This is a genomic window from Collinsella sp. SGI.178 (assembly GCF_050313495.1).
Classification (GTDB): domain Bacteria; phylum Actinomycetota; class Coriobacteriia; order Coriobacteriales; family Coriobacteriaceae; genus Collinsella.
Genome location: NZ_JBNPLM010000006.1, coordinates 33156 through 46512, shown reverse-complemented (window position 1 = coordinate 46512; position 13357 = coordinate 33156). Strand labels below are relative to the sequence as shown.

Here is a 13357-nt window from a genome sequence, read left to right as displayed (position 1 = left end):
CGTCATCAAGATTATTTCAAACTGATTGTCGCGACACGGTTGAATGGTTGCGTTCGCGCCGTGAACGGTATGGAGACGCCCGGTGAGATGATCCACCGGGCGTCTCCATTCGCAATATCCTAGATGTCAAAAACGTAGCGAGACCCAACGATCCGCTGACGACCGATGATAAACGGCCGCCGCTGCTCATCGAAAAAGAAGGCTTCCATATAAAACAAGGGTTCGCCAACGGGAACTGCCAACAGCCGAGCGACCTCGGGCGATGCGCACGCGATCTCGAGCGTGCACGGGTCGGTAAACGCGGGCGTGCGGCCCGTCCGGTTGCGCACGAGCTCAAAAATGGATTGGTTAGATAGAGGTGCCGTTGATAGATAAGCGTTGTCCTCGTAAACGTATATGTTGTTCTCGAGCATGACGGGGACCCCATCGGCAGTACGCACACGCTCAACGCAAATCAAATCAGTTCCAACGGGAACACCAAAGAACTGCGCTTCGGTGGAATCCGCCGGCAGTATCTTTCTCGAAATGACGCGCGCCCCCGCCTCCATTCCGTTAACGCGGCATGCGTCCGAAAAACTCTGGACGTCATCCTTCTGGCGAATCTTGCGCTTAAGCTTGGGGGCATTGACAAACGTGCCTTTCCCCTGTCGCTTCGTTAGATAGCCCTGCTGGACGAGCTCCTCAATAGCGCGTCGCACGGTAACGCGGCCAACTTTATAATTCTCAGCCAATTCGAATTCGTTGGGTATCCGCGCGCCCGCCTTGTAGGCACCGGAGTTAATTTCGTTTTTAATGATATCGATAACCTGTTGGTACAGCGGTATCGCTGCTTTACCGTCAGTTAGCCCTTCAGTCGGTGGCATATACCTTCTCCCAGCACAATTAAGTCTAAAGCGGGCCCAAGGGCATTCAGCAAGTCCTTAAGCCCGCATTAGCATTAAGTATGCTTGCTGCCGCACCAAAATGTCGGGTTTTTACTCATCTGACCCGAAAAACGCGCAACTACCGCGCTCCTAAGAAAGCGTGAGCAGCTCCGGCAGCTGGTCGATAATCTTGTCCGCGGCATCTTGGCTAAAGCCGAAGCGTTCCTCGCGCTTGGCAATGACCGTCAGGCCGGCTCGCTTGCCGGCAGTGATACCAGGCACCGAATCCTCGACGCAGCAGCAGCGATTCGCGGGCAGTCCCAGCAGGTCCAGCGCATGCAGGTAGATGTCGGGCTCGGGCTTGCTCTCCTTAAACTGCTCGCCGCTCACCACATACTCAAAGGCATCCGACAGCCCGCACGCATTGAGCACTTCCTCGATGCTATCCATGGGAGACGAGCTGGCAAGCGCCACGCGAACGCCGCGGCGCGGCAGCTCTCGAATCGTATCCACGGCGCCTGGGTTAATCAAAGCCTGATAGTCGCGCGGACGCTTATGCGCCCACTCGTCCCAACGGGCCAACGCTTCCTCGCCAGATAAATGCCCCTTACCGGCGCGCTCAAACCAATCGACCAGCATATGCAGGAAGAACTGATGTGAGGTACCGACCTGCCCGTTCAACTCCTCTTGAGTCAGGTTAAGCCCAAGCTCCTTGGCAAACGCGGCAGTCTCGCCCAGGTAGTAATACTCGGTATCGACAATGACGCCGTCCATGTCAAAGATAACGGCTTCGAACGGAAATGCGGACACGGCACCCTCCCTAACAAAAGGGCGCCTGTAAGCAGGCGCCCGAACCATGCATTAATCGGCGATTCTAACCCAGCAGCTTATCCAGCGCCACCGCAATGCCGTCTTCGTTGTTATTGGCAGTCACCATCTGGGCCACGGCCTTAACCACGTCAACCGCGTTGCCCATGGCAACACCGGTGCCGGCCCACTCAATCATGGACTTGTCGTTCTGGCCGTCGCCAAAAGAGACGACCTCGCTGGCATCGATGCCGAGCTTGGGCAGGGCACCCTCGAGCGCGCGGGCCTTGTCGATACCGGACGCCGTAAACTCAAAGTACCAGTCGGCCGTAAACATACCCGAAAGCGTCTGAGTAAAGGGCGCATACATCTCCTCGTGATGCGCTTGCAGATAGGCCGGGTCGCCCGCAGTGAGCAGCTTGTCCACGGGATAAGTGTCCACGACCTCATGCAGGCTCTCCACCTCGCGAATCTTAAGATCGCACGCGTCGCGCTCGTATTTGACGATGTTTTTCTGCGAGCCATCCGGCAGCGTAATCATGCAGCGGTACGAATCCTCGACATGCAGATCGCGACCGAGCGAAATCATAGGAATCACGTCGAAATTACGCAGATGATCAATCAGACGGTGCAGTTCGTCAGCCGGCATGGCCTGGTCAAAAAGGACCTCATCGGTCTGAGCGTCGACCACATGCGCGCCATTAAAGGCCACCAGCAGACCGTCATGGTTATGAAGGTCGAGCTCCTGCGCCAAGGCGTGCAGCCCCCATGCGGGACGGCCCGAAGCCAAAATGAGCTTAATGCCCGACTCCTGCGCCGCGAGCAGCTTCTCGCGCGTACGCGGGCTGATGACCTTTTGGTCGTTGGTGAGCGTACCGTCGATATCCATTGCGATGGCTTTGATTGCCATATGCGCCTCCTTGCATCGTTTTTATCGCGCACTATCTTATCCGAGCCGGGGCACGTTCGCACAGCGCACGTATGACGGTTGCAAAACCACCCCATTTGAAACAAAGGCAAAAAAGTACTTGCAAAGACGCGTTCCGACATATAAGTTGATAAAAGACCGCCGTTGCGGTTTTAAGTAGATCGAGCATATGAAGTTTGAGTTTTAGCGTGTAAGAGAAGGAAGATCGGCAAAGTACAACCCCAAACGTAATGACAACTTAATGAGGTAACTGCCACATGTGAGGCACCTAGGGCATTGCTGTCTCGATTTTGAGCACGATGCCTTCCGCCTTGCATGGGCCGTTCCATCCCGCCCCTGCAGCAACTGTCTCACGGGCTCATTGAAAACCGCATAGCACCCCAACGTCAGCACATCACCCACGGCAAGCACATCACTCACGACAACCAACACATCAACAAACAGCACGAACATCAACCGATTGGAGAAGCTATGACAAACCACCACGCTGAAGACGGCGATAAGAAAAGCATTCTGGATGCCCGCATTGAGCGAGCATATGCAAACGAATATGACGCCGCCTTTGCCGCCGCGACCATCAAGAACTACGCGTCGCTACCGCTCGCGACGATCTTGGCCGACCACCCTCAACTGCTGAAGCGCTGCACAAAGATCATGGGCGACCCCGACATTCGCAAGCTGACAGACCCCTATGCCCCAAAACGCGGCAACGATTCGTACGTTCTTGCCGTAGGCTGCTTAGCCCATATGCTTACGGCGCTCGACACGAAACTCAAGCTCGAATGGGAACCCGACGAGCGTCATGAACTCGAAAGTAAGCGGAACACCCTGCGCACCGCACTGTTCCTTCCGTTGGACGGCCTCAAGCGCTGCAACGTCGAGCTCAATACACAGGCGCGGCAAAAGCCCGGGACCACGGGGCAGAAAACTCCAAGACCCCATGCGGCCATCGTCGACCGCAACCGATATAACCGCATGACCGCACACTTTTCCGCCGAGGGAGCAGCCATAAGGACGCTGATCGACCTGCTGTGCCTCCTGAGCATCAATGAGCTATTTGAGGGCTATCTCGCCCTTGTTCCCGCGACGGCACCCAAGTCGGTAGCAAAGATCATCGAGACCTGCAGACGCCAGTTTGAGCGCCATCGCAATGGCAGCGAGATGAACGCCAGCATCGCGCAGTACTACGCGGCTCATTACAAAAATGACGGATGTGCCCCTGTCGAGCATCAGCTGCGGCTCGCCTACACCACGCCCGTCGCAACGCTCCATCGCTTTGGAGCCCTTGGCGCTTGCGAGCCGTACGAACAGGCAGCCTGCCCCACAACCGAGCTCGATCTCAGGCTCGGACGAACCCTGTAGCCCGCCAGCCCCTCCGCGGGCAACAATCCTATTCCACAACACAACCAACAGAAAGGAGTCCTCATGGACACCAATCATTCCCCCATCATCAGCCCCCTCACCATGCGTGAATCCGCCCGAGGTATCACGCTCACCAGCATTTACGATGAGATGCTCGCCCGTCGCGAGCTCTCCGTCATGGGAAACATCGAAACCCCGATGGCCCACGACCTATGCCAGCAGATCCGCCTGCTCGATGCCGCCGACCCCAGCCGCCCCATCACCATATTTGTCGCCAGCGCCGGCGGAAGCGTGCGATCGGGTCTTGCGATCTATGACGCCATGCGCCTCGCATCGTGCCCCATCCGCACCGTCTGCCTGGAATTCGCCGCGTCCATGGGCGCCGTGATCTTTATGGGCGGCGACGATCGCCGTATGGCGCCCCATGCAGAGCTCATGATTCACGACCCGCTGATCCCCCAGGGGGCAGGCGGCTCGGCACTTGCGCTGCAGGAAACCAGCCGGCGTCTCATGCAGACCCGCAAGACCCTCACGCAAATCCTCTCGGACCGCAGCGGCCTCACGCCCAAGCGCATCCAGTCCCTCACCGCAAAAGACACCTACCTTTCGGCCGAGCGCGCCGTCGAGCTCGGCTTTGCCCACGAAATCCTCTCGACCACCAAGGAGGTCGCCCATGTCTAACCTCACCAGCCGCCTCGCCGCATCTGAGTCCGCATCGTCCACCATCCTCGCCAAGGATCGAATGCTTTCCTGCGACACCCGCCAAACGGGACTCAACAACAACGCACTTGTGATCGGCCCCTCGGGAGCCGGCAAGACCCGAAACGTCCTCAAGCCCAACCTGCTGCAAATGAACGCAAGCTACATCGTGCTCGACACCAAAGGCACGCTCTGTCGCGAAGTGGGACCCGTGCTGGCAGCCCACGGCTACCGCGTGCAATGTCTCAACTTCGCCGACCTCAACACCGTCCCGGCCCTTGCGCCCGGCATCGAGCGCTGCGGCTACAACCCCCTGAGGCACATTCGCCGCAAGGCGGACGGCAGGCCCAACCAGCAGGACATCCTCTCGGTGGCAAAGGCCATCTGCCCCATCGAGGACAACAACCAGCCTTTTTGGGATCATGCGGCGGCAAACCTGCTGTCGTGTCTTATCGCCTACGTCACCGAACAGCTACCCGCCGACGAGCAGACGATCAGCTCGGTCATCAAGCTGATCGAGCACCTGCAGGACGGTGCCACGGGTCGATTGTTTGACGACCTGATCACGATCGACCCCCAAAGCTATGCCCTCTCGCTATGGCGGCGCTACGCCATTACGCAAAATGCCGAGCGCATGCACGCGAGCATCGTCGGCATCCTTGCCGAAAAGGTCATGTGTCTGGGATTCGACGGTGCGGCACAGCTCTATCGTGAGTGCCATCAGGTGGACTTCGCTTCCATGGGACACACCCCCTGCGCCCTATTTGTAACCGTGAGCGATATTGACCGCAATCTCGATCCGCTGACCGGCCTCTTTATTTCGCAGGCGTTTATGGGCCTCATTCGTGAGGCCGATAGGCAGCCCGACGGCAGCCTGCCCGTGCCCGTGCGCTTTATGCTCGATGACTTCGCAAATCTGCAGATCCCCCAGATCGACAACGTGCTCTCGATTATCCGAAGCCGCAACATCTGGGCAACGCTGCTGCTGCAGTCGACCAACCAGCTCGATGCGCTCTATGGCGAGGCACGCGCACGCTCCATCATGGGCAACTGCGACACGCATCTGGTGCTGGCGTTCCAGGATCCCGAGAGTGCCCGGGTGTTTTCCGAACGCGCCGACGCGCTGCCCAGCACGCTCATGGCGACGCCGATCGATCGCTCGTGGCTCTTTGTGCGCGGCCACACTCCCGAACAGGTCGAGCGCTTTAGGCTCGAAGACCATCCGCTCTACGGGGAGCTGCCCGAGGCGCAGCGAGACCATGCGGAGGCCGAGATCTAGGCGCAGGGTTCTCGCGGCGCGCGGCGCCCCGGCGATGTTCCACAAAGGCCGTGCGCCCCGGGACTACGGCAAAGCAAAGGGGCCCGCATCCGATAGGATACGGGCCCCTGACTATAAGGCGCGATGCGTTAACAGCAGCGACTACTTACGATGCGCGCGGTAGAACTCGATGAGTGCCTGGGTCGAAGCGTCCTGCTCGGCCTTGGCGGCGTCGTCGTGGAAGGCCGGGGTAATCTGCTTGGCAAGCTGCTTGCCCAGCTCGACGCCCCACTGGTCGTAGGAGTCGATGCCCCAGACCGTGCCCTCGACAAACGTGATGTGCTCGTACAGGGCGATGAGCTCGCCGAGTGCGAACGGGGTCAACGTATCGCCGAAAATCGAGGTCGTCGGACGGTTGCCCTCAAAGCAGCGGGCTGGGACGATCTGCTCGGGCGTGCCTTCGGCGCGCACCTCATCGGCCGTCTTACCAAAGGCGAGTGCCTTGGTCTGGGCCAGGAAGTTGCCCAGGAACAGCTCGTGAACATCCTGGCCGCTGTCGGTTGCGGGGTTGGCAGTGTTGGCGAAAGCGATAAAGTCGGCCGGGACCACCACGGTGCCCTGGTGCAGCAGCTGGTAGAAGGCGTGCTGACCGTTGGTGCCGGGCTCGCCCCAGAAGATCTCACCGGTTTCGGAGGTCACGGCGCTGCCGTCCCAGCGGACGTGCTTGCCGTTGGACTCCATGGTGAGCTGCTGCAGATAGGCCGGGAAGCGGTGCAGGTACTGGCAGTACGGCAGCACGGCGTGGCTCTTGGAACCGAAGAAGTTGACGTACCAGACGTTGAGCAGGCCCATCAGCGCGACGGCGTTGTTCTCGAGCGGGGTATTGCAGAAGTACTCGTCGATGGCGTGGAAACCCTCGAGGAACTGCTGGAAGCGCTCGGGACCGAGCACGACGATCAGCGACAGACCCACGGCGGAGTCAACGGAATAGCGGCCGCCGACCCAGTTCCAGAAACCAAAGGCGTTAGCGGGGTCGATGCCGAAGGCCTCGACCTTGTCGAGTGCGGTGGAAACGGCAACGAAGTGCTTGGCCACGGCCTCGGCGTTCTGCTCATCGGAGCCGTCGATGGCACCCTGAGCCTTGAGCTGCTCGAGCATCCAGGTCTTGACCTCGCGAGCGTTGGTGAGGGTCTCGAGCGTGGTGAAGGTCTTGGAGACGATAATCACGAGCGTGGTCTCGGGATCCAGACCCTTGAGCTTCTCGGCCTGGTCGTTGGGGTCGATGTTGGAGATATAGCGGCAGTCGATACCGGCGTCGGCATAGGGGCGCAGAGCCTCGTAAGCCATGACCGGGCCCAGGTCGGAGCCGCCGATGCCGATGGACACCAGATGCTCGATCTTCTTGCCGGTAACGCCCTTCCACTCACCGGAGCGCACGCGCTCGGCAAAGGCGTACATGCGGTCGAGGACCTCGTGCACGTCGGCGACGACGTCCTGGCCGTCGACGATGAGCTGGCCCTTATCGGTTGCCGGGCGGCGCAGCGCGGTGTGCAGGACGGCACGGTCCTCGGTGGTGTTGATGTGCTCGCCGGAGAACATGGCGTCGCGGCGCTCCTCGAGCTTCACCTCGCGGGCAAGATCGCACAGCAGCTTGACGGTCTCATCGGTCACCAGGTTCTTGGACAGGTCGAAGTGCAGGTCACCGGCGTCAAAGCTCAGCTTGTTCACGCGCTCTGCATCGGCAGCGAACCAGGCCTTGAGGTCGATACCTTCGGCCTCGAGCTTCTCCTGATGAGCCTCGAGCGCCTTCCAAGCGGCGGTCGACGTAGCGTCGATAGGTGCGGCAACAGTTGCCATAAAGTCCTCCTCAACATACGGGCGCAAACCTCCATGCGCCCGGATAATCAGATGCCCCTATTCTAGCGCAGGTCAAGACCGTAATCAGCGAGCGTTGCCAATCCGCCCCCAAACGGCGACCGACCAAAAAGGGACAGGTTTATTTTGGCAGGTCAAACGCTTTACCTACCAAAAATAGCCCATCTCTTTATGGCAGACATTAGGCCGCGGCGCACACGCTGCCGAGCAACTCACGCAGAGGAGACCCAATGCCCTCAAGCAGTTCGGGCGCGATGATGGCAAAAACGGGAACCTCGCCGGCCCCCACGACGGCAGGCACTTTGCCCTCCGAGACAATACATCCATAAGGGACAAAACCGTCTTCGCCGGCATCGAGCGCCGCCATGCGACGCGCGAGTTCGCGCGCAAAGCCAGCAGTATCGGCATCGCCGATCGCCAGGACAAAGTCCACGCCTTCGTCGGTCGCCAGGGCCACAGCTTCGTCGATCAGCTCGTCTCCCCCGTCGCCCTCAACCGAGCCGCAACGAAAAAGCACGCGCTCGAGCAGAGCTCGGTCAAGCGAGCCGAGCGCCGCCGAGACAAGCTCATCGCGCGTATGTTTGTCGCCACCCAGCACCACCAGCGCCTTGGTGCCGCCGTAGTGAGCGACCAATCGTCCACACCAGCGAGCCACGTCTCCATCCGCAACAAGGCGCGTCGGCATACCAAACCCATAGTTGACCATTATCCCCACAACCCTTCCGTGCTTTATGGTGGTATCGATCGTTAGGCTCATGCTACGAAGCGAGGTTTTCCGGGCTGTTTCGCGCTCTTTAGAGCTGCGTTAAAACCCGATGCAACCGCCCGACCATACCTGCCAAAAAGGGACAGGTTTGTTTTGGTCGGTCAAGCGTTTTACCTACCAAAATAAACCTGTCCCTTTTTGGCAGGTTTTGACGATGTCCGGACGAGCGGGTATTATCGAACATGCATTCGATAAGAACATGTGTTTGATGGGAGGACGCGTGGGGCACGGGCGTCACACCTATATCTGCATCGACCTCAAGACGTTTTATGCCAGCGTCGAGTGCGTCGACCGCGGGCTCGATCCGCTCACCACCCGCCTGGTCGTTGCCGACGAATCACGCGGGCGTACGACCATCTGCCTCGCCATTACCCAGGCCATGAAAGACCTCGGGATACACAACCGCTGCCGTCTGTTTGAGATTCCCGACGGCATCGACTACATCAAGGCCGTACCGCGCATGCAGCACTACATGGAGGTGTCGGCGCAGATCTACGGTATCTACCTGGAATACGTCAGTCCGCAAGACGTTCACGTCTACTCAATTGACGAGTGCTTTATCGACGTGACACCCTATCTAGAGCTCTACCATACCAATGCCAAAAGCTTTGCCTGCATGCTGCGCGATGAGGTCCTCGCGCGCACCGGCATCACGGCGACAGCCGGCATCGGCCCCAACCTATTCCAGGCCAAGGTGGCGCTCGACATTACCGCTAAGCACGTACCCAGCCGCATCGGCATACTCGACGACGAGACCTTTCGCAAGGAGATCTGGCCCCATCGCCCCATCACCGATATCTGGGGCATCGGCCCCGGCGTGGCAGCCCGCCTCGAAAAGTACGGGGTATACGATCTGATGGGCGTCGCCGCGCTCGACGAAAACCTGCTTTACGACGAACTCGGCGTCAATGCCGAGTATCTCATCGACCACGCCTTTGGGCGCGAGCCGACAACTATCGCCGATATTCAGGCCTATCGCCCGCAGGCAACTTCAACCACCACAGGACAAGTGCTCTCGAAGGGTTATGCCTACGAGCAGGCCTACACCGTCTTGCGCGAGATGGTCGATGCCGCCGTACTGGACTTGGTCGATAAGCACGTGGTCTGCGACAGCATCTCGCTCTTTGTGGGCTACGCGAGCGAGCGCGCCGACATACGCCGCCTCGACGCCAGCGGCACAGCGCAATATGTAGACGGATGCGGACATTTGCGTTCGAGCACGTCGAGCATCGAACCCGCCGCAACCGCCGGCCCCGAGCTCACACCCCGTGCACCCAAGCCCGTCCAGCGCGATGGCGAACGACGCCGTCTGGTGCGCGAGGCACAGGCAATCGACGGCATCTTTGTGGGAGAGCATGGCGGCAAACCGCGTGGCGGCTATGCCGCGCTCTTTGCGCACTCTAACGCTTCGCGCAAGCTGCCCGAGCGCACCAATTCGTTTAAGAAAATCATGGGCCATTTCGATGAGCTCTGGGCGCAGACCGTCGATCCCAAACGACCGGTCAAGCGCATCAATTTGGGCTTTGGCAACCTCATGCCCGAGGAATTTGCCACCATCGATCTGTTTAGCGATGTTAAGGCCGATGAACGCGAGCGTGACCTGGCCCGCGCCGTTCTGGCCGTGAAGGGCAAGTACGGCAAGAATGCCCTGGTCAAGGGATTAAGCTTTACCGCCGGCGCCACCGCACGCGAACGCAACGATCAGGTAGGAGGACACCGTGCCTAAGGCCCAACAACAGCCGATGCGGCCACCGACGCCTTTTGAACGCCTGGCGGACCCCGAGGGAAGACGTCGCTCCGCCGACCCCAAGCTCACCGCTAACGGTGCCGTTCGCGCCAACCGCGCCGCGCAGTTTATGCCCTTTGCCGCCCTCACGGGATACTATGAGCTCGTGCGCAAACAAGAGATCTCTGTTGAGCCCAAATGCGAACTCACGGAAGAAAAAGCCCTCGAGCTTTCAAAAAAGCTCGAGGGCCTCAAACGCGGCGACTTGGTGCGCGTTACTTATTACGATACATACGGCTATCGCAGCCGCACCGGCATTCTCGACGAAGTGCTCCCCGCGTTCAAGCTGCTCAAACTCCGAGACATCGCCATCGGCTTCGACGATATCCAAGACATCGAGCTGCGCGGCCGAGCCTAAGCGCAAGCGTACGCCCGGCCCTACGGCTTTATGACGTAATAGCCCGCATCCCTCACGGCAGCCTCAAGTACCTCACGATCGATCGGGTTTTTAGAACGGATGCACGCCGTGTGGTCTGTATACGTCACCGTGGCCCAAATGCCATCGAGAGCGTTGAGGGCGTTCGTCACATTTTGCGCGCAGCCGCGGCAGCTCATACCGCCAATAAGCAGCTCATCGCTATAGGGGTAGTGAGACACATCGGTGTCCGCGACCGCGACCCTCTTGATCTTCTTTCTGCCCGCCCCATCGCCGCAACAGCATTTGCCATGCGTCGATGCGACAATACGCCGGAATCCAAAAAAATAAGCCGGCGGCAATTACGGCAAGCACAATGATGTTTGCAGTTTTCTGCTATGTCAGCCACATAAAGCAGCTACGAGATATTGCCCAAAAACGCCTTGGTGCGTTCGCTCTTAGGATGGTCGAAGACCTCGCTCGGCGTGCCCTCCTCTACGATAACGCCGCCGTCCATAAAGACGACGCGGTCGGCGACGTCGCGGGCAAAGCCCATCTCGTGCGTCACCACGATCATCGTCATGCCGTCACGCGCAAGATCGCGCATGACGCCAAGGACGTCGCGGACGAGCTCGGGATCAAGCGCCGACGTAGCCTCGTCAAAGAGCATCACGTGCGGATTCATCGACAGGGCGCGGGCGATGGCCACGCGCTGCTGTTGACCGCCCGAAAGCTGGCTCGGCATAAAATCGATGCGCTCCGCCAGACCGACCTTGGTCAGCTCCTCGACGGCAATCTTCTCGGCCTCTTCCTTGCTGCGCTTGAGCACCTTTTGTTGCGCAAGCATGACGTTCTTTTTGACCGACAGGTGCGGAAACAGATTGAACTGCTGAAACACCATGCCCAAGTGCGTACGCACCTTATTGAGGTCGACGCCCTTGGCGCACACATCCACGCCCTCAACGACAATCGAGCCGCTCGTGGGCTCCTCAAGACGGTTAATGCAGCGAAGCATCGTCGACTTGCCCGAGCCCGAGGGGCCCAGGACCACGACGACCTCGCCCTTGTGCACATCCAGATCGATGTCGCGCAGGACCACGTTATCGCCAAAGGCCTTCTGGAGATTCTTGATGCTGACGACGACCTCGTTCGAGTTATTGGTTTCGCTCATAATAGAACCTCCTTACAGACCTGCAATATGATCGGCGGGTGTCGCGACAACCTGTCCGGCGCTCTTGGTGGGACGCTTCTTTTTGGTTTCGGCCGTCCCCAGAAGCCTCGCCTCAAGACCGCTCACCAAGCGCGCAAGCGGCAGGGTAATGACCAGATAGAACAGGGCGGCAACCACATACGGCGTGATGGAGCCCGTCGTCGCCACGATGGTGCGGGCATTCATGACGATCTCGACCACGCCCACGGCGGCGAGCAGTGACGTATCCTTGTAAAGCAGGATAAACTCGCTGGTCAGCGTAGGCAGGACATTGCGGAACGTCTGCGGAATCATAACGTAGAGCAACGTCTGGAAGGCATTCATGCCCAGCGAGCGGGCAGCCTCGTTTTGGCCCTTGGGAATCGACTGAATACCGGCACGGAAGATCTCGCACAGGTACGCAGACGAGTTCATGGCCATGACGATAACGCCCAAGACGTAGTCGTCCACCTTGACGCCGGCAAGTGGCAGGCCAAAGAACGCGATATAGATCTGCAGGAACGCCGGCGTACCACGGATGATATTCACGTAAATGCCGGCAAGACAGCGCAGGATGCGCGACTTGGAGATGCGCATGAGCGACAAGGCAAAGCCAAAGGGGATTGCCAGCGGAAACGCCACAAGCACGATCGAGAGCGACATAAGGAAGCCCTTAAATACGACCGGCAGGCTCTGGACCAAAATGACCGGGTTCAAGAACAGGCGCAGGAACATATTGGAATTCCAAGCCTCGACCCACGACTGTTCCTTAAGATCGGCCTGGAAGTTATCGAAGGCCGTCACGCCCTTAATCTCGACGGAAGGAATCTTGGAAATCTTCTTGGTCGAACCGTCGGCGAGCGTATAGGTGCCGCCAAAGGCCTCGTCGCCGCCTTCGACGGGGAAGGTCACGCCGTATACCTCGACACGGAAAAAGCCGCCGGCAGGCGCCGTCTCGCCAAAGTCGATCTTGAGCGTCTGGCCATCAGCCGTGCACGTGGGCTTCATGGGTGTGCGATCCATGAGGTCCTCGCCCGAGAGCATCGTCAATCGCGTGTCATCGGTACCAAACGTCGTGCCGTCGACAAACGTCAGCGAAAGACCGCTCAGCTCCTCGTCGGCATCGGCCTGAACTTCCCAGGTAATGCGTGTCTCGGTGCCGCCGACCACATCGCTGCCCGAACCGGTGTTGGGTCGGGCGGTAATCTTTGCGGTCTCAAGCGCTTGGGCAGTCGAGGGCGCAGATGCCCCCACACACACCAGCGCGAGCGCCACGGCCATGACACAGGCTAGCTTTTGGAGCAACGCGGGTAGTGAAGAACGCTGCTCCGCGGCCCCTTTGTTCAGTCGAGACAAGGTGGCTCCTATCGTAGAAGTTGCCGGCAAAAAGAGACGGAAACACTCTCCGTCGAGAGAAGCGCAAAGGCCCTCTCCGCTAAACGGAAAGGGCCCACACGCAATCAAGTATC

13 protein-coding genes are annotated in these 13357 nt (G+C 59.3%); 5 read left to right on the top strand and 8 right to left on the bottom strand.

Features of this window, described 5'->3' with window-relative positions; translation table 11 throughout:
* Positions 1-119: 119 nt before the first annotated feature.
* The 3 genes from ACQRAQ_RS03195 to ACQRAQ_RS03185 all read right to left on the bottom strand — a co-directional run bounded on the left by ACQRAQ_RS03195 (position 120) and on the right by ACQRAQ_RS03185 (position 2580).
* Positions 120-863: a GntR family transcriptional regulator gene (locus ACQRAQ_RS03195; RefSeq protein ID WP_427718539.1), complete on the bottom strand. Its 744-nt coding sequence runs from the start codon at positions 861-863 to the stop codon at positions 120-122.
* Positions 864-1013: 150 nt separating this feature from the next.
* Positions 1014-1673 carry an HAD family hydrolase gene (locus tag ACQRAQ_RS03190; RefSeq protein ID WP_427793874.1) on the bottom strand — a complete coding sequence of 220 codons (660 nt, stop codon included), beginning with the start codon at positions 1671-1673 and terminating at the stop codon, positions 1014-1016.
* A gap of 64 nt (positions 1674-1737) precedes the next feature.
* Entirely contained in the window at positions 1738-2580 is an 843-nt protein-coding gene (locus ACQRAQ_RS03185; RefSeq protein WP_427793872.1) for a Cof-type HAD-IIB family hydrolase, read from the bottom strand.
* Between the two features lie 333 nt (positions 2581-2913).
* Here ACQRAQ_RS03185 and ACQRAQ_RS03180 point away from each other — a divergent pair, with 333 nt between their 5' ends.
* The 3 genes from ACQRAQ_RS03180 to ACQRAQ_RS03170 all read left to right on the top strand — a co-directional run bounded on the left by ACQRAQ_RS03180 (position 2914) and on the right by ACQRAQ_RS03170 (position 5938).
* Positions 2914-3960 carry a hypothetical protein gene (locus ACQRAQ_RS03180; protein ID WP_427793870.1) on the top strand — a complete coding sequence of 349 codons (1047 nt, stop codon included), beginning with the start codon at positions 2914-2916 and terminating at the stop codon, positions 3958-3960.
* Positions 3961-4023: 63 nt separating this feature from the next.
* Positions 4024-4641 carry an ATP-dependent Clp protease proteolytic subunit gene (locus ACQRAQ_RS03175; protein WP_427718549.1) on the top strand — a complete coding sequence of 206 codons (618 nt, stop codon included), beginning with the start codon at positions 4024-4026 and terminating at the stop codon, positions 4639-4641.
* Positions 4634-5938, top strand: coding sequence for a VirD4-like conjugal transfer protein, CD1115 family (locus tag ACQRAQ_RS03170; RefSeq protein ID WP_427718552.1), 1305 nt, complete (start codon positions 4634-4636; stop codon positions 5936-5938). Before ACQRAQ_RS03175 ends, ACQRAQ_RS03170 begins: the two co-directional genes overlap by 8 nt.
* A gap of 141 nt (positions 5939-6079) precedes the next feature.
* Here ACQRAQ_RS03170 and pgi read toward each other — a convergent pair whose 3' ends face one another.
* Positions 6080-7774 carry a glucose-6-phosphate isomerase gene (pgi, locus tag ACQRAQ_RS03165; RefSeq protein WP_427793869.1) on the bottom strand — a complete coding sequence of 565 codons (1695 nt, stop codon included), beginning with the start codon at positions 7772-7774 and terminating at the stop codon, positions 6080-6082.
* Positions 7775-7973: 199 nt separating this feature from the next.
* The gene (locus ACQRAQ_RS03160; protein ID WP_427718555.1) at positions 7974-8477 is read right to left on the bottom strand and encodes an iron-containing alcohol dehydrogenase; all 504 of its coding nucleotides are present in this window, start codon (positions 8475-8477) and stop codon (positions 7974-7976) included.
* Positions 8478-8712: 235 nt separating this feature from the next.
* Here ACQRAQ_RS03160 and ACQRAQ_RS03155 point away from each other — a divergent pair, with 235 nt between their 5' ends.
* Together ACQRAQ_RS03155 and ACQRAQ_RS03150 are read left to right on the top strand one after the other, a co-directional pair.
* Positions 8713-10284 carry a DNA repair protein gene (locus ACQRAQ_RS03155; protein ID WP_427718558.1) on the top strand — a complete coding sequence of 524 codons (1572 nt, stop codon included), beginning with the start codon at positions 8713-8715 and terminating at the stop codon, positions 10282-10284.
* Positions 10277-10702 (top strand): hypothetical protein, encoded by a 426-nt coding sequence (locus ACQRAQ_RS03150; protein WP_427718560.1) that lies wholly within the window; start codon positions 10277-10279, stop codon positions 10700-10702. Before ACQRAQ_RS03155 ends, ACQRAQ_RS03150 begins: the two co-directional genes overlap by 8 nt.
* Positions 10703-10722: 20 nt before the next feature.
* Here ACQRAQ_RS03150 and ACQRAQ_RS03145 read toward each other — a convergent pair whose 3' ends face one another.
* The 3 genes from ACQRAQ_RS03145 to ACQRAQ_RS03135 form a co-directional block, all read right to left on the bottom strand.
* Entirely contained in the window at positions 10723-10941 is a 219-nt protein-coding gene (locus ACQRAQ_RS03145; protein WP_427718562.1) for a heavy-metal-associated domain-containing protein, read from the bottom strand.
* A gap of 176 nt (positions 10942-11117) precedes the next feature.
* Complete coding sequence (locus ACQRAQ_RS03140) at positions 11118-11870, bottom strand: amino acid ABC transporter ATP-binding protein (protein ID WP_022094423.1); 753 nt, start codon at positions 11868-11870, stop codon at positions 11118-11120.
* A 12-nt stretch (positions 11871-11882) separates the two neighbouring features.
* Positions 11883-13244: an ABC transporter permease subunit gene (locus tag ACQRAQ_RS03135; protein ID WP_427793867.1), complete on the bottom strand. Its 1362-nt coding sequence runs from the start codon at positions 13242-13244 to the stop codon at positions 11883-11885.
* Positions 13245-13357 lie beyond the last annotated feature (113 nt).